18 protein-coding genes and 1 pseudogene are annotated in these 24,390 nt (G+C 53.0%); 12 read left to right on the top strand and 7 right to left on the bottom strand.

Annotation, left to right across the window (positions count from 1 at the left end; translation table 11 throughout):
- The first annotated feature begins 144 nt into the window (after positions 1 to 144).
- Positions 145 to 684 carry a DUF2617 family protein gene (locus tag P8N76_14270; GenBank protein MDG2382830.1) on the top strand — a complete coding sequence of 180 codons (540 nt, stop codon included), beginning with the start codon at positions 145 to 147 and terminating at the stop codon, positions 682 to 684.
- Between the two features lie 45 nt (positions 685 to 729).
- On the opposite strand, the gene P8N76_14265 is transcribed toward P8N76_14270, so the two are convergent.
- The 6 genes from P8N76_14265 to P8N76_14240 all read right to left on the bottom strand — a co-directional run bounded on the left by P8N76_14265 (position 730) and on the right by P8N76_14240 (position 7,410).
- A complete protein-coding gene (locus tag P8N76_14265) occupies positions 730 to 1,545 on the bottom strand; it encodes an alpha/beta fold hydrolase (protein ID MDG2382829.1) in 816 nt (271 codons plus the stop codon).
- On the bottom strand, positions 1,539 to 1,976 hold the full coding sequence (locus P8N76_14260; GenBank protein MDG2382828.1) for a DUF2752 domain-containing protein: 438 nt from the start codon (positions 1,974 to 1,976) through the stop codon (positions 1,539 to 1,541). Before P8N76_14260 ends, P8N76_14265 begins: the two co-directional genes overlap by 7 nt.
- Positions 1,977 to 2,125: 149 nt before the next feature.
- Positions 2,126 to 4,051 (bottom strand): hypothetical protein, encoded by a 1,926-nt coding sequence (locus tag P8N76_14255; protein MDG2382827.1) that lies wholly within the window; start codon positions 4,049 to 4,051, stop codon positions 2,126 to 2,128.
- 158 nt (positions 4,052 to 4,209) lie between these two features.
- Positions 4,210 to 4,647: a response regulator gene (locus tag P8N76_14250; GenBank protein ID MDG2382826.1), complete on the bottom strand. Its 438-nt coding sequence runs from the start codon at positions 4,645 to 4,647 to the stop codon at positions 4,210 to 4,212.
- 31 nt (positions 4,648 to 4,678) lie between these two features.
- Positions 4,679 to 5,932: a serine hydroxymethyltransferase gene (gene glyA, locus P8N76_14245; GenBank protein ID MDG2382825.1), complete on the bottom strand. Its 1,254-nt coding sequence runs from the start codon at positions 5,930 to 5,932 to the stop codon at positions 4,679 to 4,681.
- A 110-nt stretch (positions 5,933 to 6,042) separates the two neighbouring features.
- A complete protein-coding gene (locus P8N76_14240) occupies positions 6,043 to 7,410 on the bottom strand; it encodes a hypothetical protein (GenBank protein ID MDG2382824.1) in 1,368 nt (455 codons plus the stop codon).
- 85 nt (positions 7,411 to 7,495) lie between these two features.
- On the opposite strand from P8N76_14240, the gene P8N76_14235 reads away from it, so the two are divergent.
- From P8N76_14235 to P8N76_14185, 11 genes and pseudogenes are all read left to right on the top strand, one after another.
- Positions 7,496 to 8,518 carry an extracellular solute-binding protein gene (locus P8N76_14235; GenBank protein ID MDG2382823.1) on the top strand — a complete coding sequence of 341 codons (1,023 nt, stop codon included), beginning with the start codon at positions 7,496 to 7,498 and terminating at the stop codon, positions 8,516 to 8,518.
- 239 nt (positions 8,519 to 8,757) lie between these two features.
- Complete coding sequence (raiA, locus tag P8N76_14230) at positions 8,758 to 9,105, top strand: ribosome-associated translation inhibitor RaiA (protein ID MDG2382822.1); 348 nt, start codon at positions 8,758 to 8,760, stop codon at positions 9,103 to 9,105.
- Between the two features lie 124 nt (positions 9,106 to 9,229).
- On the top strand, positions 9,230 to 9,706 hold the full coding sequence (locus tag P8N76_14225; protein ID MDG2382821.1) for a PTS sugar transporter subunit IIA: 477 nt from the start codon (positions 9,230 to 9,232) through the stop codon (positions 9,704 to 9,706).
- Between the two features lie 26 nt (positions 9,707 to 9,732).
- Entirely contained in the window at positions 9,733 to 10,005 is a 273-nt protein-coding gene (locus tag P8N76_14220; protein MDG2382820.1) for an HPr family phosphocarrier protein, read from the top strand.
- Positions 10,006 to 10,218: 213 nt separating this feature from the next.
- Entirely contained in the window at positions 10,219 to 11,964 is a 1,746-nt protein-coding gene (ptsP, locus tag P8N76_14215; protein MDG2382819.1) for a phosphoenolpyruvate--protein phosphotransferase, read from the top strand.
- Between the two features lie 85 nt (positions 11,965 to 12,049).
- Positions 12,050 to 12,679, top strand: coding sequence for a TIGR03936 family radical SAM-associated protein (locus tag P8N76_14210; GenBank protein MDG2382818.1), 630 nt, complete (start codon positions 12,050 to 12,052; stop codon positions 12,677 to 12,679).
- Positions 12,680 to 12,712: 33 nt separating this feature from the next.
- Positions 12,713 to 14,383 (top strand): Rne/Rng family ribonuclease, encoded by a 1,671-nt coding sequence (locus tag P8N76_14205; protein ID MDG2382817.1) that lies wholly within the window; start codon positions 12,713 to 12,715, stop codon positions 14,381 to 14,383.
- Positions 14,384 to 14,542: 159 nt separating this feature from the next.
- On the top strand, positions 14,543 to 14,854 hold the full coding sequence (gene rplU, locus P8N76_14200; protein MDG2382816.1) for a 50S ribosomal protein L21: 312 nt from the start codon (positions 14,543 to 14,545) through the stop codon (positions 14,852 to 14,854).
- Between the two features lie 341 nt (positions 14,855 to 15,195).
- Positions 15,196 to 15,969, top strand: coding sequence for a sulfotransferase domain-containing protein (locus P8N76_14195; protein ID MDG2382815.1), 774 nt, complete (start codon positions 15,196 to 15,198; stop codon positions 15,967 to 15,969).
- Positions 15,970 to 16,638: 669 nt separating this feature from the next.
- A pseudogene (locus P8N76_14190) lies at positions 16,639 to 19,545 on the top strand (vitamin B12-dependent ribonucleotide reductase).
- 635 nt (positions 19,546 to 20,180) lie between these two features.
- Entirely contained in the window at positions 20,181 to 22,457 is a 2,277-nt protein-coding gene (locus P8N76_14185) for a CehA/McbA family metallohydrolase (GenBank protein MDG2382814.1), read from the top strand.
- Positions 22,458 to 23,121: 664 nt separating this feature from the next.
- On the opposite strand, the gene P8N76_14180 is transcribed toward P8N76_14185, so the two are convergent.
- Entirely contained in the window at positions 23,122 to 24,117 is a 996-nt protein-coding gene (locus tag P8N76_14180; GenBank protein ID MDG2382813.1) for a sigma-54 dependent transcriptional regulator, read from the bottom strand.
- Positions 24,118 to 24,390 lie beyond the last annotated feature (273 nt).

The raw sequence follows: 24,390 nt of genomic DNA, 5'->3' as shown, positions 1-24,390 counted from the left end.
CTTCATTCAGCGAATGTCCCTTGGTGGGCATCGCACGTCGCGTTTATAATGGGAGCTTGAGCGGATGCCAACGGCGTCCCCAGGGAACCTTTTTGCAAGCAGGAAGCGTTGGTCAATCACGGCCTTGTTTCAGGAGTTTGTTTCGTGCCTGTCGCTCGACCAAAAGTCGCCGAGTTGTTATTCCAAGTCTACGGAAGAGTGCTCCACCCTGAACTTTTTGAAGTTCATCAGACACGAGTCGTAGAGCGAGGCGGCTACCAGGCAAAGATCCAAATTACCAATGCGGGCCATTTGGTCACTTGGGCATACGGTGGGTTAACATTGACGGAGGTGGCTGCCGCCTCGAATCATCCACTTCCTCAGCGACGTCGATTGCTGTCCCATCGCCTGCAGGGCGAACGATCTGACACCGTCAAATGCCGTGGCGGATGCGCTTACCAGATGAGTTTTCAGTTGGAACCATTAGACCCGGAGGTCTTTTGGACATTTCAACAGGAGCTTGTTCAAGATGGCAAACGCCAGGGAATGCTACACACATTTGATTCCAGTGGCCGAGTTTCACTGGGAGCGATTAGCTACATCAATCTTGAAACACGAAACCGTAGCCTACTTGTCCAAGCATTTCACACGTTTCCTGACGACAGCGCGATCGTCAAAAGCCAATCGTTATTTCAGCTCCCCTAAGTGCGCTCAATAGCTCTCCGACACGTTTGCCGGTGGATCATTCAATCAGCACTCCAAATTGGCTTGCGTCAAGAACTGTCGAATAATGGTGTTTACCGCCTGAGGCTGTTCGGTTGGCGCCATGTGCCCCGCTTGTGCAATCAAGTGAAACTCGGATTTCGGCAACTGCTGCGAGATCGTTCGCATTTCGTCCGCGGTAGTAATCACATCCTCTTCACCCGCGATCAGCAAGGTCGGCAAGTCGATCTGAGAGAGGTATTCGGTCATATCAGGCCTGGCAGCCATACCACGTTGAGCTGCAGCAATCGACTCCGGCTTGGCTGCGGCAATGACTTGACGTACTTGAGCGAGTTGAGGTCCTGACTGATCCAACGTGGCTTGCGAGAACAGTTTTGTCACCATACCGGCACCGAGTGATGCGGTCCCCTCCGACATCACATGATTCGCCATGTAGCGTCGGGCGCGGGCAACTTCATCCGCATCGGCAGCCGCTCTCGTATCGCATAAGATCAAAGCACGTAGCCGTTCTCGGTGATGCTGCCAAAACTGCCAGGCAATGTAGCCGCCCATAGAAAGACCACAGAACACAATCGGCTCATCAACGCCCACGGTATCGAGCAAGTTGGCCAAGTCATCGGCAAAACATTGCATGCTGTATTCCGTCACATCGATCCCATCACTGCTTCCGAAGCCACGCAAGTCCGGCGCCAGAACCCGATAATCCACTGACAAATCTGCACATTGCTCCGCCCACATTGTGTGATCGAGCGGAAAACCATGCACGAGCAATAACGGCACACCGGAACCTTGTTCAAACATGGACAGGCTAAAGTCTGCAAGCTCGATCTTTCGTATCACCATCTTCCTCCGATTCCCCGAATGACCCATTGGGCAATCAACAACATCATCAATCCCCATCCTAACCAAACCGCCCCTGGCCAATAGATCACCGATCGATGCTGACGTAGACGGTTCAGCTGAACCAAGCGAAAAGGAATCTGCATGGCGACAAACAGAAACATCATCCAGCCAAGGGGATGAAACTGGAACGATGCGTTCCAGTCACCTTGTGCAAAACTGATAAAACTACGAGTTAGCCCGCAACCGGGACAATCCAAGCCGAACAGATTCCGGAAGGCACAAATCGAAGGCAACGTCCAGCCGACGGTCGGCGTAACAACTTGCACATCACCTTTCAGCTGCAACGCGAAAGACAACCAGAGAATGCCGAGACAGATCAAGAGAATGAAGAGATGGTAACGTGTCTCCTGCCGCTGGGCGGCTTCGCTCACGCGATGACCTCGCTCAGAAGGTATTGAATCCGAAGCCGGCAGCGGGCCAGCAACTCCGCTGGGATTGGTGGGAGATCCAGAACGGCTCGAGCCACACATGTGAGATTGACCCTCCCAGGCAGATTCATCCAAAGCCATATGACAATTCATTATTCAGCTTTATCAGCTTCCTGTTCGGACAACGCCTTTTCCATCATTTCAAGCTGCCGTTGAATCTGCCCAGAGTGCGGATCGAAGCGAACAGCCTGTTTTTGTGTTTCGACCGCCATTTTATAGTCACCGACCGCGTGATAACAGCGAGCCAGAGTATCAAGATATCCTGGATCATCGGGAATGAGTTCTAACGATTTCTTACTGCTGGAAAGCGCGGCTTGAAAATCACCCTCGGTATTCGCAACGAGCCAAGCGTACTGATTCAGCATCAAAGCATAGAGTTCCAGAGAGTCCGGACTGCGATCAGCCTGGTACTTTCGCTCGGCCATGATCGCTGACGAACGATAGCGATCTGCGGTCTGTCGAATCGTCTTACGAGTTGCGGCGGCAAACTGCTTGTCAGGCTCTCGAACATGGAACATTGCGATCATGATATCGGCATTGAAGGGGTCGTATTTGATCGCATTCTTGAGTTCCAGCGCTTGCTCTTTCCACTTTTCCTGGCTGCCAAAATCAAGCGCATTTGAAAAGTGCATTTGGCCTCGAATCCGCTTCAGATCTCGGTCCAATTCCCCTAAAACCCGTTGCCCTGCCGGACTGTTCTCATTGACCAACTCGACCAGTTGATGCAACGTTTCGTAAGCATCTTTGTTCCTGGCTTGATCATGCAGCATCCAGCCCAAGCGGATGCGGGCATCAAAACCCGCCGGCGAGATCTCTTCTGAGTTCGTAATCACATGCAGATATTCATTTTCGGCCCAATCAAAAAGTCCTCGATTCTGCAGTTCTTGCGCCACTTCAACGTGCAAGAATGGCTCGTTCTCCTTCGCAATCCCCATCGCCTGGGCGGCCAACTCATCCGCTCTAACTTTATCACCCAACCGCAAACTGACTTCAGCCTGTCGATAGAGCAACTTGGGATCGTCTTCAAACGTCGCCGCAAACTTGTCGGCGAGCACTTCGATCAGTTGCCAAGCCGATCGATCAATCAGCCAATCGACCGTCTCGAGCAAGGCAACATTTGTTGCATCTTGAATGGCGATTGTTCGCCACATCATTTCAATCGCGTCGCTGCGTCGGCCAAGTTTTTCTAGCGAATCGACTTGCCAACGGAGCAAGTCTCTCAGAATGGCCAAGCGAACTTTGTCGGGGCGTTCGTTGACTTCATCTTCTTCCGCAACGACCAAGCTTTCAAACTCATCCATGGCGGTATCTGAGCCGCGCAGATAGCGGGCATAAGACCGCAGCCAATCGGCCGCCGGACGTTGACTCGATCGAATGGCACCGTCGATGACTTGATCCCACGATTCTTCAGCCGCCGCCCGCCCAGGCAACTCGACATTCATCACCAACAACGCCGCTCGCTTCGAAAGATTCTCCGAGGTCTCAAAACGCACCAGCCGGCAAAGCGGTTCAATACCGGCTCCCGCGTCAACTCGCACGAGCCGCTTCAAACGAGCTTCTCGATCATCGCTCGGACTACTGCGATAGTTTCGCAACAGCTCCTGCACTTGTGGGTCGTCGCCCTCCTGAACCCACTCCACGCGAATGCTTCTCAACAAATACTCGGCCTGTTTTCGAACCTCGACATCTTCATGACTACGAGCCCGATTGAGTGCGTCAAACGCCTCCACACCACGCTCCAACAATTCGCTGCTGGCCCTTTCCCGTTGAGCGTATTCGTCGGAACCCAATCGCTCAATTAGACGTTGCAGGGAATCGGTGGACGGATCGACGGTCATCTCAGGAGCAGCATCCGCCACGCGACAAGGCAAAATCAATAAGAGCCCCAACGCGCACAGACATACGGTTACCCGATTGAAACCACGACGACCGCGACGAAACTTGTCGTTAGGAACAACGACAGCCACCGGATTGACGATGTTAGTGAACACGTAAGACTCATCCCTTGGTGGTATCATCACCTGATCCCCCTCAACGTCTGATCCTCCGAAAATGCAGCTACCTCAAGCATATACCAGTCGGTTTGCTTAGGGCAAGCCAAGTGGGTAAGGCCCGAGAAAGGCTTGCAAAACCGCGACAGATTACGGCCTCAAACGGTCAGCGAACGACGACTGAATCAGGACTGGACGTCGTCCATCTTTTCAATATATCGCCGCAATCGCTCATTTTCGTCACGAGTATCCTTGAGGGTCAACATATTCTCTACACGTTTTAGCAGCTCAGGTTTATTGACAGGCTTCGAGAGAAAGTCATCCGTGCCCGCATGCACGGCTCGCTCAATATCCCCTAATTCGTTCAATGCCGTGACCATCAGAATCATGATTGAGCTTGTGTTGGGATCGGCCTTCAAATGCTCACAGACCTCGAACCCGCTGCGCTTTGGCATCATAACGTCCAGCAGAATCAGGTCCGGTGCGAAGGAGTCGACCTTGGTCAACGTGTCCTCGCCATCGCAGGCGAACTCCAAATCGCAATCGAGATCGGAGAGATACGCCTCCAGCAATTCAGCATTTGCTTGGTTGTCATCAGCGATCAAAATTTTGTTGTCAGCCATGATCGGATTCCATTTTACGATCGTTACGCATTTAGACAGCTTCGCAGGCGGTAGCGGGAACGGGAAAGTCGCCACACAGTTCGATGACAGCTGCGCGAACTTCCGACAAATTATTCTTATTTTCGGGATCACCGAGTGCGGACAGCATCAGTTTACCAACTTCCCGCATTTGTTCGGTCCCCATCCCTCGAGTCGTCAGAGCGGGCGTTCCCACACGAATCCCCGAAGGATCCATCGGTTTCCGTTCGTCGAAGGGAATCATGTTTTTATTAACCGTGATTGCGCAATCGTCTAAGACCGCTTCGGCTAACTTCCCCCCAATGCCCAACGGTGTCACATCGACCAACAGTAAGTGATTGTCTGTGCCACCACTGACCAGTTTAAGGCCGCCTTCGAGAAGCACTTCGGCAAGCGCCTTCGCATTGTCAATCACTTGTTGAACGTACCCTTTAAAATCAGGCTGGAGTGCCTCACGAAAACAAACGGCTTTTCCTGCAACCGCATGCATCAGCGGCCCACCTTGAATGCCAGGAAAAACACTTCGATCCAGCTTTTTCGCGTACTCCTCGCGGCAAAGGCACAAGCCAGATCGTGGTCCACGCAAGGTCTTATGAGTTGTGGTCGTCACAAAGTCGGCCACCGGAACCGGGCTGTTGTGCAAGCCGGCTGCGACAAGGCCTGCATAGTGCGCCATGTCGACCATCAAGAGAGCACCAACTTCTTTGGCAATTTCCGCAAAGCGTGCATGTTCGATCTCACGAGGATAAGCACTGGCACCCGCGATAATCATTTTGGGCCGATGTTCACGCGCCATTTGAGCGACCTGATCGAAGTCGATTCGGTGTTCGTCCGGAGTGACGCCGTAGTGGTGGAAATTGTAGAGCTTGCCCGAAACGTTTAGTCGCATGCCATGGGTGAGGTGTCCACCATGAGCAAGGTCTAATCCCAATACGGTGTCACCCGCCTCGAGCACTGTCAGAAAAACAGCCATGTTCGCCTGTGAGCCAGCGTGCGGTTGCACATTCGCATGCTCGGCGCCGAACAACTCACAGGCCCGATCGCGTGCCAGGTCTTCGACCACGTCCACATACTCACAGCCACCGTAGTAGCGACGTCCGGGATAGCCTTCGGCATACTTGTTGGTCAAAACACTGCCCAAGGCCTGCATCACGGCACAGCTCGTGTAATTTTCACTTGCGATCATCTCCAGACCGTCCCGTTGACGCTCGGACTCGGATTCCATCGCGGCCCACACTTCGGGATCCTGGTGCTGCAATTGATTCATCGATGACTCGCTTAAACAGTCCTAGTGATAGGTGACGACCGTGACAGGAAACCTGCCCCGACGGGAGAAAACTACTCAACTGTAGATTGTTGGGTGATCAGGCAACAACGTCAATTGGTCGGATCGACGACCTCCTCGATTTGAACCAGTAAAGAGCCTTGATTGTCCTTTCGCCGCCCGGCCGGTTCGTTAATCCGCAAAAACAAGACCGCATCCCGCTGGGGACGCAATTCGCAGTCTACCCCCACTGGAATGGGGCTTGAGAATGAAGCCTGCCCCACCGGTCGCTCCGCGGGAATCTCCGCTGAAAAAGCTCCAATCAACTGCCCGAGTGGCATCCCGTCCTGATATTCCAAGCTTACCCCGCCGGCTTCACTCCACCAAACCTCATCGCCCGAAACGAGTTGGTAGCGTCCATGTGCCCGAACTCGATAAACTTGCCCGCCAGACAATTGCAGACCGGTCGACTGCCATCCTCGATCCGTTTTAATTGAAATCCGGGTCGTTTCAGCAAAAGATTTCACAGGTCGATAGTCGATCGCGTCAGCCGTCGGTTCGTATCCATAATCGAGCTGAGCCAAGAAGACCTCCCACGCATCCTGTATTTGTCGTCGATCTGCTTGCAACGATTGCCAAAGCCGAGCCGTAAACTGGGCTGGCGGTAGAGAGACCTGGTTTTGAAGATCACCAAATCGTAATGCGTATCTTGGGTTGGACTCCAGAAAAACAATCGCCGCCCAAGCCCAGGCGTAAGCATCGACACGACGAAAGTCATGCCCTCCCAACTGAAGTGCATCCGTCAAGGATCGAGCTTGGCCGGCAGCCATCGCATCACGTATTAGCTTGATCCGGCCCCAATGAGGCACTTCTTCGCGGGATTGAGGAAAAGCTTGAAGCTCCAATCGCCCATCACGAAAGCGATGAGTCGCCAGGTGCTCAGCCACGCCCTCCATGTACCAATCCGCACCAGTCCCGCCCAAAGCGAAGCGCATGAAAGCATGAGTTCCTTCATGCAATAATAGATGCCGTTGATAATAGACACTGGGCTGCTCGCGCACCCAAAGTGCATCAGCCCGTTGATACCCATGCAAAAAAGGCGGTAAGTCGTCCGGCAAGAATCCCTGCTCACGGAATCGCTGATCATTTCGCATTAGATAGCCACGAATCTTCCAGTTGGCAAAGGTATCAGGCTTCACATGAAAATAGGTGCCCCATTGGGAAATCGCTTGATCAAAAATCTTTGGCAGCCCGTCCACGTCAGGCGATGAAGGTAAATCGGTCACCAGCAGCAGATGTCGCCCTCGAAGTGTTCGCATCACGCCAGATGACGCGACCGGTCCGGAATGTTCCTGCGCCGTGGATTCCTGTTGGCTGACTTGGGCCGAAATGCCATCAGGAGCCGAAAGTGCCAAACCAAACAGGATCGTCACAGAGACAGCCAGCTTTGCAAACCATGTTTCAAAACGTGAACGCGACATGCGAACTCCGGGGTTGATACTATATTTCTATTGTAGCCCGGAGGAGCTTCTGCCCCTTTCATTCAACCCCAAGGAATCCAGATTCGTGGCCCAATCCGCAACGATACGGATGTTTGTGCTGCTGTTCGGAATGCTAACGCTGGCAGCCTGCCGCCCATCCTCAGAAAATGAGGTTGTTGTTTATACGGCGCTCGACCGAGAGTTTTCAGAACCGATTTTTGAACAATTCACACAGGCTACCGGTATCCAAGTCCGCCCCAAATACGACTCTGAGGCGAACAAGACCGTCGGACTGGTCAACCTGATCATCAACGAACAACGGCGTCCCCGCTGCGATCTCTTCTGGAACAACGAAATCATCAACACCCTGCGACTTGATCAGAAAGGGTTACTACAGAGCTACCAATCTCCCCAGGCAACTCGCTATCCGGAGGCCTTCCGATCACCCGATGGCCGTTGGTACGGCTTTGCTGCTCGAGCTCGCGTGTTACTCGTCAACCGAGAATTGCTGCTTCAAAACGAGTGGCCGACGTCGATCGAAGCGTTGGCAGATCCGAAGTGGCAGGGAAAAGTCGGCATCGCGAAACCTTTATTCGGCACGACCGCCGCCCACGCTGCCTGCCTTTACGCAGCGCAGGGAGAAACCAAAACGCGGGATTTTTTCCGAAAACTGTCCAACAACGCTCGAATCTATGCCGGCAACCGACAAGTCGCTCAAGCTGTCGCCGCCGGTCAAATTCTATTTGGCCTGACCGACACCGACGATGCGATGATCGAAATTGAAGCGGGCATGCCGGTGGAAATCATCTACCCGGATCAAGCTGCCGACCAGTTGGGCACGCTGTTCATCCCCAATACGCTCGCCATCATCAAAGGCTGCCGGCACCCTGAGGCGGCACAGCAGTTGATCAATTTTTTACTTTCGGCGGAAACAGAATCGCGTCTCGCCCGCGGCAAAAGCGCCCAGATCCCCTTGAACCCCAACCTAAGCAAGACGGCAAGGGTCGCCACCCCGCGGGAAAAACGTGCGATGGAGGCCGATTTTCCAGCAGCCGCCCAAGCCTGGGATCGCTCAGCGAGCGACTTACGCGAGCTTTTCAGTCAATGAGGGAACGGCTGCCCTTTGCCGCTGGGGGAGTGAGCAGCGGGTCTAATTTCGGTTTGGACAGCGCAAATCAACCAAAACCGACAGCTCAAAACGGAAAGAAACAAGCTTCCAGCCGCCCCGACCGTCCGTTTGCGTTTGTGGAGGTGTTGCCCGGGGGTTAGAATAAGTCGTGGGTCACGTACAAATCTCGATTCCTTTCGCAGTTCACCCCGACAAATCGAACCAGCAGGAGAGGCCGGGTGCAGATAAACATCTCAACCAGACACGGTCACCTTAGCTCCCAAAGCCAAGAAAAGATCACCGAGAAAGTCACCAAATTAACTCGTTTTCACGAGCGACTTTCCTCAACCACGGTCACTGTGGACCTGGAGAACGAAGAACGACCCGATGTGGAAATCCAAGTGACGGCCGAAAAAGCGAAGCGCTTTGTGGCCTCAAGTCAGTCAGAAAATCTGATGGGTGCGGTTGAGTCGGTGATTAACAAAATCGAACAACAGCTCAAAAAAGACAAAGAAAAGCGATCAACTCATCGCAATCAAGGACGACGCAACCTCGAAACGGAATCAGAGTCCGAACAGTCAATTTAGCCCACGACACACACAGATGAACAATCGGCAGACACGCTGCCGAAACTGCCCGAAACATTGACACGCTTAGTAAAGAGATCTCGAGAATGAACGCCAAATCCGTCGGGATCGCGGAAAGGGAAGCATGAAATTCGCAGATTTTGTTTGCCAAGGTGCAATTCGCGCCGAGTTGGCAGCTGAGGACAAAGAATCAGTCATTCGAGAATTAGTCACAGCACTGGTTGAGGCAGGAAAGGTATCGGAGACGGACAAGGAAGACATCGTCAAGGCAATTATCAAACGCGAGGAGCTCGGCAGTACGGGGATTGGCCGCGGTGTGGCCGTTCCGCACACGAAGCACCCGAGCGTTGAACGTTTGGTAGGCACGGTTGGCATCAGCCACGATGGAGTGGACTTCGACAGTCTTGACGGCGAAAAGGTGCAATTATTGTTCCTGCTCATTTCGCCTCCTGACCGTCCGGGAGATCACCTGCGAGCTCTTGAAAACATTTCACGTCAGCTTCGTGATGATATGTTCTGCAAGTTTCTCAAGCAGGCCAAAACCTGCGAAGACATTTGCCAACTGCTGGAAGAAGCCGACAACAATCAATTTGTGTCATAATGTCGTCGCTAAATTCGACCCCGGAAATGGAACCGCAAAGCGTCAGGAAGACGGTGACCGTCGTCAATCCTCAGGGGCTGCACGCGCGCCCTGCTGATTTGTTTGTGAAAACTGCCAATCAGTTTTCTGCAACAATCGAGGTCACGAAGGGGAATGAAACTGTGGATGGGAAGAGCATTTTAAGCATCCTCACACTAGCGGCAGAACAGGGAACAGAGCTGGAGATAAACGCGACCGGTAGCGATGCCCAAAGAGCTTTGGCGGCGTTATCCGAACTGGTCGAAAACGGATTCGAATAGCACAGAGCAGCGTGAAAGGTTGTCCCAATCCAAGGTCGCGATCAGCGCGTTGAAGCGGATCAGGGAAAGCCATGGTTTCACTTTTGCCAAACAACATAATGACAGAGGAATGGGGCAGGACGTAACGGCCCAAAGATCTTGGCGGACGAGGACGGGGCGATCGCTTTTCTCGTTCTTCGCTGAATAGCCGGGCCCCTCCTGCCTCCACCTGACATGCAGACTTTCCAAGGGATTGCCGTGTCGCCTGGGGTGGCGATCGGAGAAGCCATCGTGGTTGATAACGATGGCTTCCGGATTCCCCGTCGGTTCGTCGACCCGGACAGGGTTGACGACGAATTGGATCGTTTGCGAAGCTCGGTTGATTCTGTTGCCGAGGATCTTGAGCGGCATCGCCGCGACGTTTCTAAACAGCTCGGGAACGAATATGGTGCCATCTTTTCCGCTCAGCAACAAATGCTGCGTGACGCAAAGCTACAAGACGAAATAGAAAATTTAATCCGCACGCGACATTACTCCCCGGAGTACTCCGTCAGTCGCACGCTGCGGCGTTTTGCCAAGGTTTTCGAAAACCTGGAAAACCGCTTCATGGCAGAGCGAGCTCACGACATTGTCGACATTGAAAAAAGGTTATTAAGCAACCTGCTCGGTCGCAAACGAGAAGAACTCAGCCACTTGACTTCGCCAGGCATTGTTCTGGCACACGAACTGACTCCGGGTGAGGCAGCAAACCTCGACCCCAAATTCGTGCTGGCCTTCGCCTCGGAGACCGGCGGACCGGGAGGCCATACGGCGATCGTTGCCAAAGCACTGGAAATTCCCGCGGTGGTCGGCACGGGTCCGTTTCTCAACGAAATCGCCAGCGGGGACCTGCTGATGATCGACGGTGACCACGGCCAGGTTATTCTGCAACCCGATGAGGAAACGATCCAGCGTTGCGATCGAGAAGCGGAGCAGCATCGATCTCTGGCGGCTCAGCTTGATATGTTACGAGACCTGCCCGCCGAAACGCTGGACGGCCAGCAAATCGATTTGAATGCCAACATCGAGTTTCCTCGCGAGGTCCAATCTTGCTCGGCGCGAGGGGCTGACGGGATCGGTCTCTACCGCACCGAATTCCTCTATTTGGGCAGCGGTCAGCCCCCCACCGAAGAAGACCATTTCCAGGCCTATGCACAAGTTGTCCAATCGATGCAAGGATGTCCCATTGTCATCCGCACACTGGACTTGGGTGCCGATAAGATGGGCCAGGCTCAAGAAATGGAACCCGAACGCAATCCATTTCTTGGCTTACGAAGTATTCGCTTGTCCTTGCGAGACCTGCCGCTGTTTCGAACGCAGCTTCGGGCGATTTTGCGGGCAAGCACGCTAGGAGACGTCCGCGTGATGTTTCCACTGATCAGCACAGTTCAAGAGTTGCGGCAAGCGAAGGCCGAACTGTGTGCGATTATGGATGATTTGTCCAACGCAGGAATCGATTTCAACCCCCGCATTCCAGTTGGAATGATGGTGGAAGTCCCTGCAGCGGCCATGACGATCGATCGGTTTGTCAAAGAATCTGATTTCATCAGTATTGGGACGAATGATTTGATCCAATACACCCTGGCCGTGGATCGCAGCAACAAAGATGTGGCGGAACTGTACAATGCGTCGGATCCGGCCATTTTGCAGCTCATCCATCAAGTGATACGCGCCGCGCAGCAAGGATCGATTCCAGCGACGCTGTGCGGACAAATGAGTGCCGGCAGCATTTACACGATGCTGCTATTGGGTCTGGGCTTGAGAAGCTTGAGCGTGCCGCCCAGCGCGATACCTGAGATCAAGAATGTGTGTCGTCGGGTCTCCATCGACCAGTGTGAGCACGTTGCTCGGCAATCACTGAAAATGGAGACAGCGGACGAGGTAACCAATTATTTGAAACAAGAGTTGGCGAAGGCTTTGCCTGATTTGGCTCTGCACTAAGCCATCCGGCTAGCGGGGCACCATACCTCGGTGCTGCGTCGGCTGTTGAGTTTCTGGTGGAAACCCAGGAACTATTGTTCGTTTTATGAGTCGTCAAAAACTACGAATTCGTTTTCGCAAACAGGGCGATCTACGACTGATCAGCCACCGCGATCTTGCACGCGCCTTGGAAAGACTGTTCCGACGCGCCGAACTGCCATTAGCGATGAGCGAAGGTTTCCATCCTCATCCAAAGATCACCTTCCCCGCCGCCTTAGGACTCGGCATTGAAGGGTGCAATGAAGTTATCGAACTTACTTTGGCAGAAGCAAGAGACCCGGTTGAAGTGCGTCAACGCCTCACGGAGGAATCACCACCCGGCCTCGTGATCAAGAACGTCACAGAACTTGAAACAAGCAACCGCAAGATTCAAGTCGATCAAGTGACCTACGAAATCACGATCCCTACGGAGCGACAAGAAGCACTCAGCAGTGCTATCGACGAGCTGCTCAGCAAAAGCTCGTTTTCGTTTCAGCGGAAAGGCCGAACCGAACCAATTGACTTGCGACGAAGCATTAAAGATATCCAACTTGTCGACGAACGTTTGCAAATCCAACTCTGGGTTTCCCAAGAAACGATCGCTCGACCTCGTGAAATACTGCAAGTCCTAAGGGTGGATGACCTCGAAGATCGAGGCCGTTGGATTACACGCACTGAAGTGCACCTGACATCCTGATGCGACAAAATCCCGGAAAGGGGAAATTGCGAGATGACAAACACAACGCTAAACGGTCCCACACCGTCCGCGACTAAGGCAAGAAAAGGCACCGCGATGAAAAAAGAAATGCTGATCAATGTGGCTCAACCGGAGGAATGCCGCATTGCCATTGTTGAAGACGGCATGCTCGAAGAACTCTATATCGAACGGGCCAGTCAAGACAACTACGTGGGCAACATTTACAAAGGCAAAGTGGTCAACCTGGAACCAAGCATCCAAGCCGCCTTCGTCGACTTTGGTGTAGGAAGAAACGGCTTTCTCCACATTAGCGATGTTGAACCCCAATACTTTCGGCAAGGCGGTTACGATCCGGCCAACCTCGAGTCCGAAGAAGCGAGTGACGATGAGGGCGAAAAACGAGGCCGTCGTGACCAACGAGGGCGAGGACGTCGAAATCCACGCATGAGCTCGCGACCTCGCTTCAAACCTCCCATCCAGGAGATTTTCAAGCGGGGCGACGAAGTGCTCGTCCAGGTCATCAAAGAAGGCATCGGTACCAAAGGACCGACACTCTCAACCTACATCAGTATTCCCGGTCGCTACCTGGTCTTGATGCCTGCACTCGGACGAGTCGGCGTTTCACGAAAAATCGATGACGATGATGATCGACGGCGTTTACGAGACGCCATGCTTGACCTCAATCCACCCAAAGGATTGGGATTTATTGTGCGTACTGCCGGGCAAGGTCGAACTCGACGTGACCTTTCGCGAGACCTCGCCTACCTGCTTCGACTCTGGAAAGTCATCGTACGACGAGTCAAAAAGAAAGAAGGGCCGGTCGACATCTATGAAGAAAGTGACATGATCATTCGCACCATCCGAGACATTTTCACCTCGGATGTCGACGCCATCTACATCGATGAAGAATCGGCCTACGAACGAGCACGTGAATTTCTCCGATTGGTAATGCCTCGTCACGTCAACCGACTCAAACTTTATGACGGACGAGAGCCTTTGTTCCACAAATACAAGCTTGAGCAGGAAATCGCGAACATCCATCGTCGGGAGGTTAAACTCAAAGACGGAGGCTCGATTGTTGTTGACACAACCGAGGCACTCGTCGCAATCGATGTGAATAGCGGCAACTTTCGAACCGATGATTCAGCCGAAGAAACCGCCTATCAACTGAACCTTTCCGCCGCTCGCGAAATCGCTCGACAACTGCGACTGCGCGACCTGGGCGGCGTCATCGTCAATGACTTTATCGACATGCGAAAAGAACGCCACCGACGAAACGTCGAACGGGCTCTTCGCGATGCGATGAGTCGTGATCGAGCTCGAACCCGCATCCTTCGAACCAGCCCGTTTGGATTGATTGAAATGACGCGGCAACGGGTCCGGCCAAGCCTAAAACGCAGCGTGTTCGCCGATTGTCCGTGCTGCTCAGGAAAAGGCGTCGTGAAAACTGACGAAAGCATGTCGATCGAAGTCATTCGACTGCTGATGCTCGCCAGCCAGAATCCTGCCGTATCACGCGTCAACGTGCGAGTGAACGACAAAGTAGCCGCTTACCTGAACAACAAAAAGCGGCGTGAGCTGTCCGGATTCGAGGAAGAAGGCCAAATGAACGTGCAGATTCTGGGTACGGAAAACGTATTCCCCGAATTCCTGGAACTAGAGTGCAAAGATGCCGCTGGCAGCCCCGTACTCATTCCTACCTAAATCTCGCGACCCACGAAAACCACTCAATCCGCAGACCCCCACGGGTAGGCGGGTCGGGATAACGGCCCCCGGATCTTGGATAGGGGTCGACGACGCCAGGATCCACTGGTAAACTGCCGGACTTGCTTGAGACGTTTTGGTGACTTAAAGGTAACGATCATGTACGCAATCATCGAAGACGGTGGCCGACAATATCGAGTAGAAGAAGGCCAACAACTCGAAGTCGATTATCGAGACGTCCCCAAGGGCGAAAAAATCGAGTTCGGTAAGGTGCTCGCCGTATCGAATGATGATGGACTCACGACTGGAAAGCCGGTCGTCGAGGGTGCCAGCGTCTCGGCTGAAGTCGTCGGCGTAAAGATGGGCGATAAACTCACCGTCCAAAAGCTACGACGCCGTAAGAATTCGCGTCGACGCACCGGCCATCGCCAAATGCATACGATGGTGAAGATCGAAAAGATTGGCACGTAAAGCCAATGTCGGGCTAGGGCTTGCGGGATCTCTACCCGCTAGCATCTTCCCTCCCCAGCTGTCGCTCTCGGTCAACTCCTAACAAAGCTGCTTTTGCTAGCTGGGATCGTGACCAGTCTTTTGGTATCGAATGCTGCCAATCGCGAAATCTTCCTGAAAAGTTGCCATTTTTAGTGCGATGCGGCCATTGTCGTTACCGATCCGATTCCTAAGCTGCGGATTACACCCCAACCCGCCCTCGCTTGGTAATCGACCTATCGCTCAGCTAGCAAAGCTGCGGCGCAACTTTCGCTCAGGATCAGCTCGCTGCAACTGCCGCACGATTCAGGAGATTTCGAAGTATGGAAAACCGCTCGAACAACTCGTTGCGATACGTTGCATGCGTGAGCTATCCGCGCTCAGGACACCATCTCACAGCGGGTGTGCTCCGACGCTATTTCGCAGACGCGTTTGTTTACTGCCAGTACTACCAGCAAGACGCGGATGCCTGCTGCCAGTCCTTTCCATGCACAAACGCCAAGGTCACGATGACCAAAAACCACGATATGGACATCGCTGAAAACGAGCAGTCGGGCATCCCGCAACTTCCCGGCGTTCCTTACCTGGTCCTGCTACGAAACTTCCTCGAAGCTGCTGTCTCAGATTACCACCTCTATCTGCGAGGCCACGAAGACAGCTGCGAAGCTTGGCGCGCATTTGCAACACGAAAGTCGGTCTTCTACCGACGATTCGTCAACAAATGGCTCAACAAGAGTCCGGAGCTTGAGATTCTCATTGTCCGCTATGAAGACCTGACGGCGCGGCCACTGCAGACCTACTCGAAAATCACCGAATTCTTCAAGCCGAGCGAGCCAATTGACACGGAGCATTTACAGAATGTGATCAAGCAGTCGAGTCTAGCCGACGTGACGCCAACCGGGACAAATGTGATCCATCAATTCGGAGTTCGGAATCGGCGCAAAATCGAAGAATTCGCCCACTATGACAAGGAATTCTTCGCCGAACTGGAAGCCAGTGTTGCCGACGAACTCGCCGCAGTCGGTTATCCACTTCGTTTCCAAAAGCAAACCAATCCACGCAGATGGTTTTCGTTTCGACCGCGCGCTGCTGGCTAGTCCGGCCATCAGACTGCCAAGAACGGCCCCGAACAAAATGCGGCCCTGAATCCAACATCTTCCGCCCTGGCTTCGACACGGCAGCCAGGTCATCCACTCACCCGACCTGTCATCGGATGACGAAATCCAGAGATAGCTTTTCTCGACAGCAGACCAATCTGCCCCAAAATCGAGCGAACAATTCGCTCGAACAGCGCGTCTGCCTTCTTCACTTTCGTCGTCGCATTCTCTCAACCGACTGATTTTTGCGTTTTGGTACTCATTGATTGATAAGGGTTTACGCCAAATCACGCCACCGATTTGTTAAACAGTATTGTCACCAGCAGCTAGCATTGATATGCTGGAGTCCTCTGAGGGGAAAAACTCGAAACTCAATGACCATAACGACTTACGGCAATCTCAAAAAAAGTTATTGACGTAAAATCTTGAGTTCGTAGAATCGGCGTCTCACACTAGATGTTGTAGGCCAAAAAGCCGGAGGTACAATATATAGTGGTTCTACGGTAACTGGGGTCGGAAGCCTGGCGAAAAGGGTTGTCCGATTGGCGTAAACAGATTGCCGTGGATCTAACGATAATTGCAAAGTGTACCTCTGTACACTAAGGTATGGAAACTCTCTAGCACTGGAAGGAGCTTTAGCGGATGGCGACTGCAAATCTTGGGAATGCAATGAAACCAGAAGCAACTCAACGCGAGCAGCTTAACCCACAGGGGCTCCGCTTCGAGGCCCGTTTTTGTCCAACCGACGTTAAGGATCCATTTGAAACGACCGAATGGGAAACTCGATCGGCAGCCATCAAGGGAGAGAAAGGCGAAGTGCTTTTCGAGCAGAACAACTGCGAAGTCCCCACGGCGTGGAGTCAGTTGGCAACGAACGTGATTGTCAGCAAATATTTTTATGGCGAGGTAGGAACGGACGAACGAGAATACAGCGTTCGGCAATTGGTCCATCGCGTAACGCGAGCGATCGCCGACTGGGGGCTAGAAGACGGATACTTTGCAACCGCTGCCGACGGCGAGCGATTCTACCGTGATTTAACCTGGCTTTGCTTACACCAGCACGGGGCCTTCAATTCGCCCGTTTGGTTCAATGTTGGCCTGCATCACCAGTACGGTGTGAAGGGAGCCAAGTGCAACTGGCACTGGGACACGAAAACACGGCAAGCCCATCAGCCTGACAACCCTTATGAGTTTCCGCAGGCATCTGCATGTTTCATTCAAAGCGTGGATGACAACATGGAAGACATCATGCGGTTGGCGACCAGCGAAGCAATGCTGTTCAAATTTGGCTCGGGAACCGGTACCGACTTGTCGACAATCCGTTCGCACCGTGAAAAGCTCTCTGGTGGTGGACACCCCTCGGGCCCTCTTTCGTTCATGCGTGTCTACGATCAAATTGCCGCGGTAGTCAAATCGGGAGGCAAAACACGGCGAGCAGCGAAAATGCAATCGCTGAAAGTTTGGCATCCGGACATCATGGAATTCGTCGAGTGCAAACATAAGGAAGAACAAAAAGCCCACTGCTTGATCGAGAAGGGTGGTTACGAAGCCAACTTCAACGGCGAAGCATACAGTTCCATTCTTTTCCAAAATGCCAACCTCTCCGTTCGATTGACGGACGAGTTCATGGATGCTGTGGCGGAGGATCAAACTTGGAAAACACGTTGGATCACTGATCCAAATCGAGAGGGCCCCAGCTATCCGGCTCGCACACTCCTTCAACGGATGGCCGAATGTGCTTGGCACTGCGGTGATCCGGGCGTGCAATACGACACAACGATTAATCGTTGGCACACTTGCCCCAATTCAGGCCGCATCAATGCCAGCAATCCCTGCTCGGAGTACATGTTCCTCGATGACACAGCCTGCAATTTGGCCAGCGTCAACCTGATGAAGTATCGAAAAGAGAACGGCCAGTTTGATCATGAATCGTTCCAGGCAACCTGCCGATTATTTTTCGTTGCTCAAGAGATCCTCGTGGATCACGCCAGTTACCCGACCGATCCGATTGCCGAGAACAGTCACCGCTACCGACCGCTGGGCCTAGGCTACTCCAACCTCGGCAGCCTCATCATGTCCAGCGGCCAAGCTTACGATTCCGATGCGGCTCGTGGAATATGCGGAGGCATCACGGCCTTGCTCCACGGTGCTGCAAATTTGACCAGTACGGAGTTGGCGGCCGCCGTCGGAACGTTCGAAGGCTATCCGGAAAACCGCGAACCGTTCATGAACGTAATGCAAATGCACCGTGCCGCGGTAGAAGAAATCCACGACAGCGGTCCGCAGGATCTGAAAGAAGCTGCACGAGAGGTCTGGGAGCGAGTGTTATCAGAGGGATCCACCCATGGATTCCGCAATGCTCAGGCCACCGTCCTGGCTCCTACCGGCACCATCAGCTTCATGATGGACTGTGATACGACCGGGATCGAACCTGACATCGCGCTGGTCAAATACAAGCAACTGGCCGGTGGTGGCATGCTGAAGATTATCAATCGGACCGTGCCGCAAGCGCTCGAAGGTCTGGGCTACAACAACGAACAAATCTCCGCGATTTGTTCCTACGTTGACGAAAATGATACGATCGAAGGTGCGTCCGAGTTGCATGACGACGACCTGAATGTCTTTGATTGTGCATTTAAGCCAGCCAATGGAGCTCGGAGCATTCCTTGGCGAGCTCACGTTTCCATGATGGCGGCGGCACAACCTTTCTTGTCAGGTGCCATTTCGAAGACCGTCAATATGCCGGCCGAATCCACGCCCGATGATATTGCAGAAGCCTATCGTTGGGGTTGGGAGCTGGGACTGAAAGCGCTGGCAATTTACCGAGATGGCTCCAAGCAAAGCCAGCCTCTAAACACCTCCAGTGAGGCAGACAAAGCTGCCACAGTGGACACCCCTCGACCTCGTCGCGAACATTTATCCGATACACGACAATCCGTGACGCATAAATTCAATGTCAACGGACACGAGGGTTACGTGACGGTCGGTCTGTATGAAGATGGACGACCGGGTGAATTATTCATCACGATGGCGAAAGAAGGCAGTACGATCGGCGGCCTCATGGATAGCTTTGGAACCGCCGTCTCCATGAGCCTTCAGTACGGAGTTCCGTTGGAAGTCCTCGTCAACAAGTTTTCTCACTCGCGATTCGAACCAATGGGCTACACGACCAATCCCGATATTAGAATCGCCAAAAGCCTGGTGGATTACATCTTCCGCTGGCTCGGTATCAAATTCCTGCCCGGCTATCGAGAAGCGACTATTGGGACGACTCCAAGTAGCACCCAATCGGAAGCCAAGAAATCCGTCAGCGAGACGACGTCGGATGATTCGTCGCCTCAAAAGCAGATCACAAATAGCAATGCGGAGTCGACCGTCACCAATATTTCAAACAACGGGCAAACCACGTCAGAAATCCTCGATCGTGCAGGAGTTAAGATCCAGGAAACGGATGGCGTGGAAACTCGTGATGACCAATTTGCTCGTTTCCAAAGTGACGCGCCTTCATGCGATAATTGCGGTTCGATCACCGTAAGAAATGGAAACTGCTATCTGTGCCACAATTGTGGTAACAGCATGGGCTGCTCATAAACAGATCATCCGAGAGGGAATACCTCTCAAAAGCAGTTTTAATTTACGGAGCGCCGTTAGCTGCGGGAACGGTGCTCCGTTTTCTTTTTGCCAATCGCAGCATCCTTCAGGCTAGCTGAGACGACCAACAATCTCGCTCAAAATCTCTCCCAACTCGACCTGGACCTTGGCAAGATGGCTCCCATCACCGAAACCAGAGCGAGTCCACATCCGACCGTCATTAATACCGTGCTCAAGAACATCCTCTAGCTCCCTGATCTACTCGTGTCCACCCGGAAGCTAAGAAAGCAAAGACTGTGCCATTTCGTTTTTGCCCAGCAATTCCCGCCAGCAAAGCCGGAAGCGTATTCAGAATGACTCAACAACCAGCCAAGTTGCGACAGTTGCTCCACAAATCTTGAAAGAAAATGGACAACCTCACCGCAACCTCACTAGCCGGTAAAGCTTACGCAGTCAAAACGGTTCCCCCAATTAAAAAACAATTCGCAATCGTTGAAAAATTCATAGGGAGCGCGTGATTGCTAAATCGGAATGCGATATCTTGAAGGCTAACTTGGCGCCACTTTTTTAACGTGCCCTTGGAACGAATGCCATCAAAAGCCATCTTTTCGGAGCTCACCATGCGCACTCTTAGCCTCTTGTTCGCCTGCTTGTTCAGTACCGTCGCCACCGCAGATCTGCCCCAGGTCACATCGGTTGAGTCCCAACCTTTGAAATCACAAGTCTCGCGGTTGATCCGTGCGCTGGAATTTCTCGGACAGCCCTTGAACCAAGCGGACCAACAGCAGCTTCAAGAAGCACTCGAACAAAGTGATGAAGTAGCGGTCCCGGCCCTACAAGCCGTGCTGGACCAACAATGCATCGCCGGCGTGCACATCAACCCCGAAAGCCGAGTTAAGATTGCGCGAGGACCGGCCACTGCCGAACTCATGGAGCAAGGCTGGCGCGTGTTTCTGGTCAAGATCCACAACGAGGCCGGCGTCACCGCACCATTGCGCGTCGCCAGTCCCAACGCGGCGCCACTGTACCAACAATCCACCGGAAAAGCCGCTCCGACTCCATCCATCCTCCCGACCGACGTTCCCAATCGGTGGCTTGACGTGGAAATGTACACCGAACGCCCGCTGCTCAAAACGCTTTCCGGCTTAGAGCTCGAATACCAAATCGTACAACTATACAGTCGTGACCATGGCAAACGCGAAGCCATCCTGTCCTTCGATGTTGGACAAGGCACCCAAGACTTGGGTTTCCGCAATCAAGTGCCAATCTTATTCGAATGCCAACCGGCCGTAAAAGTCAGACTAGAAATCGTGGATGACGACGGTACCACGACAACTACCGGTCAATTCGTGATTCGTGATAAGGATGGTCGCGTCTACCCATCACGTGCACGGCGACTTGCACCGGACTTCTTTTTTCACGATCAGATCTATCGCCATCATGGCGAACATGTTTTGTTACCCCCAGGTGACTACGAAGTGACTTACACTCGCGGTCCCGAGTATCAAATCTTGACCCGCGAAATCCACGTCAACGCTGTCAAAGAACAGACGGAAAGCTTTCGGTTGCGTCGCTGGATTCGATTGACAGACCATGGCTGGTACTCGGGAGACCACCACATACACGCCGCCGGCTGCTCCCACTACGAAGCTCCCACGCAGGGCGTCACTCCGGAGGCAATGATGCGTCACATTATGGGGGAAGACTTGAACGTGGGCTGCGTCCTTTCCTGGGGGCCCTGCTGGTATCACCAAAAACAATTCTTCGACGGCAAAGTCCACACGCTTTCGAACAACCGTTATTTGATGCGTTACGACGTTGAAGTTTCCGGTTTCCCAAGCTCCCATTGCGGACATCTTTGTTTGCTTCGACTCTCAGAAGATGATTACCCAGGGACCACGAAGATCGAAGAATGGCCTAGCTGGGATCTGCCCGTCCTCAAATGGGGTAAGGAACAAGGTGGCGTCGTCGGATTCAGCCACAGTGGTTGGGGCATGGAAGTGCCAGGGGATGAACTTCCCAGCTATGAGATGCCCCGTTTCGATGGAATCGGTGCCAATGAATATGTTGTGGATGTCGTCCACGACGTTTGTGATTTCATTTCGTCCGTTGACACACCCATCGTTTGGGAGCTGAGCGTTTGGTATCACACATTGAATTGTGGATACACCTGTCGCATCAGCGGTGAGACCGACTTTCCTTGTATCTACGGCGAACGCGTTGGTCTCGGACGCGTTTATGTCAAGCTACCCCAACAAGAGCAGCTGGATTACGACCAATGGGTCATGGGCCTACGCGATGGTCGCAGCTATTGCGGCGACGGACTTAGTCACTTGTTTAACTTCCGCATCAACAACCTGGCAGTCGGAGAAATTGGTGACGACGCCAGGCCAAGTTTCCTCCAAGCCAAGTCGGGTGACGAGCTAACAATTAGCGTGAGTTCGGCGGCAAAACTTGCAGAAAAAGCCCGCGACGACATTCGCAATCGACCATTAAGTGCTCAGCCCTATTGGCATGTCGAGCGAGCCAGAATTGGAAACTCCAACAAAGTTCCCGTCGAACTCATTGTCAACGGAGAAGTTGTCGAGCGTCGAGAGATCACTGGCGATGGTTCAATCCAAGACCTGCAGTTTAGCTACCGTCCGACCCGATCCTGCTGGGTCGCCATGCGAATTTTCCCCACGGTGCACACGAATCCCATCTTCGTGGAAGTCGACCACCAGCCGATCCGAGCCAGCAAACGCAGCGCACAATGGTGTTTGGACGCCGTCGACGTTTGCTGGGAGCAAAAATCACCTCGAATTCGCGAATCGGAACAAGGCGAAGCGGCGCAAGCCTTCGAAGAGGCTCGGGAAGCTTACCGAAAGATACTGGCCGAGTCGCATGATGATCGGTAGCAAGCAAGCTTGTATTTGCCTTATGATCAGCAACGAAAGGTGTGCGAAATCGGATTGCTGGCTGACGGCCTCGAATCGGCCTCGAATCGGCGGGGAAGCCGTCGACACATTCAAAGCTTGACAAACGACCAATCAACCGCCGAACCAATAACACGATTGGGTTTTGTGAGCGTCAGCCTTTCGTGGTTTATGCAGACAGAACAGCTTTCCCCACAAATGCGAACGGCCCTGGGGAAGCCTGTTCCCCCAACACCGCCACGCGCGATGTTGGATTCTTGATCTCCGCTCATTTTAACTCAGTAATGTCAATCAAGGTCTGCTGCCTATCTGGGCTGAACCATGAATCGTCAAACAAGGCGACAGAGAAAAAAGTAATCGCTGTCACCAACCGCACGAGTTTTAGCAACTCAACAGTTAACCGAGAAATCTCACCCGCGAAAAAGTCGATACTTGGATACGATTGTCAGTCCTCGCCTCTCTTCCCCCGCACGACTTCAACTCGGCTACAATCCGCTCATCACTGATTCAACACAGTAGTATGATCTCCAATACGTTAGGAGCAACTGCTGAGGCAGATTGCTTTCGAACTCACCGCGAATCGAGCAAGACGTCTGGGGCAGATCGAGCAGCTGAATTCACTCGTCAGAAACGTCAAAAGAGAGGGTCAATGAATCGAGATTTCTTCGTCAGGTTGATCCTTTAATTCGGCCAGCATTCTTGTCAGCGTGTTGGCATGCACACCAAGCAATTTTGCAGCACGGCCTTTATGACCATTCGTAGCTCGCAACGCCTGACGCACTGCCACCGATCGAAGCTTGGCAAGATCAAAGAATGGTAGCCGATTTCCCCCGGGCGAGTTGTCCGACTGAGAGGGAAGCATCGGGGCACAATCGAGCACATAGGACTGCTCGATAACATGCGAGAGTTGACGAATGTTACCGGGCCAACTGTAGGAACAAAAACTCTCCAACGTTTGGTCATCCGGTTCCCAAACGGTCTCATGTTTGTACTGCTTCGCAAATCGATTCGAGAAGAAGCGTATGAAGTCGGGAATGTCCTGCACACGCTCACGAAGAGATGGCACGTTCAGCTCGACCATATTCAGTCGGAAGTAAAGATCTTCTCGGAAGGTCCCTTTGGCAACCTCCGCTTCCAAGTTGCGGTTGGTGGCGGCCACGATTTGGACCTTCACTGGAACGGGAATCGCAGAACCAACCGGTGTGACTTCGCTTTCCTGGAGCACGCGCAACAACTTGGGTTGCAACTCTTGTGGCATTTCACCGACTTCGTCCAGAAAAACCACTCCCCCTTGAGCAGCTCGAAACACACCCAGCGCGGCGCCCAACGCGCCCGTAAAGGCGCCCTTTTCATGACCAAAGAGTTGGCTTTCTGCCAGCGTTGCCGTAAGCGCTGCACAGTTTACAGGAACAAAAGGTCGCCCAGAAAGGCCACCCAATTCGTGAATTTGTCGGGCCCAAACTTCTTTGCCAGTACCCGTTTCACCTGTGATTAATACCGTGCAGCCGACGCTGGCAGCTCGCCTAGCGTGTTGTGCGATCCGACGAACAGTCGGATCATCACCAAGAATCCATTCCTCGTCCGGGAATCGATCATCGAGCTTGTTAGCTCGGTCCCAAATTCCGCTTGACGGTTCCATCATACAGAGCTCCGCAAACACTAGACGTACGTCGCCTAGGTTGCTTATAAATCCTGGTGAGCGTTACCTTTGACGGTAACTAACTTCTAATCACTAGTCCACCTAAACCTAACTATCCGAAACATCAACGTGTCTTATCTCCCGCATTGTAATCGACAATAAGGCCATTGCAATTAGTTTTTCCGTCACCCCCCCTGCTCCACCGGATTGCCGATCCTACACAACGACTAGACGATGGCGCCCCAATAAAAGGAAGAGAAATCGCAGCGTTAAGCA

The organism is Pirellulaceae bacterium, from assembly GCA_029243025.1.
Lineage (GTDB): Bacteria > Planctomycetota > Planctomycetia > Pirellulales > Pirellulaceae.
Note: the sequence above shows the minus strand (reverse complement) of the source record. Positions and strands in the feature narration are given on the sequence as shown.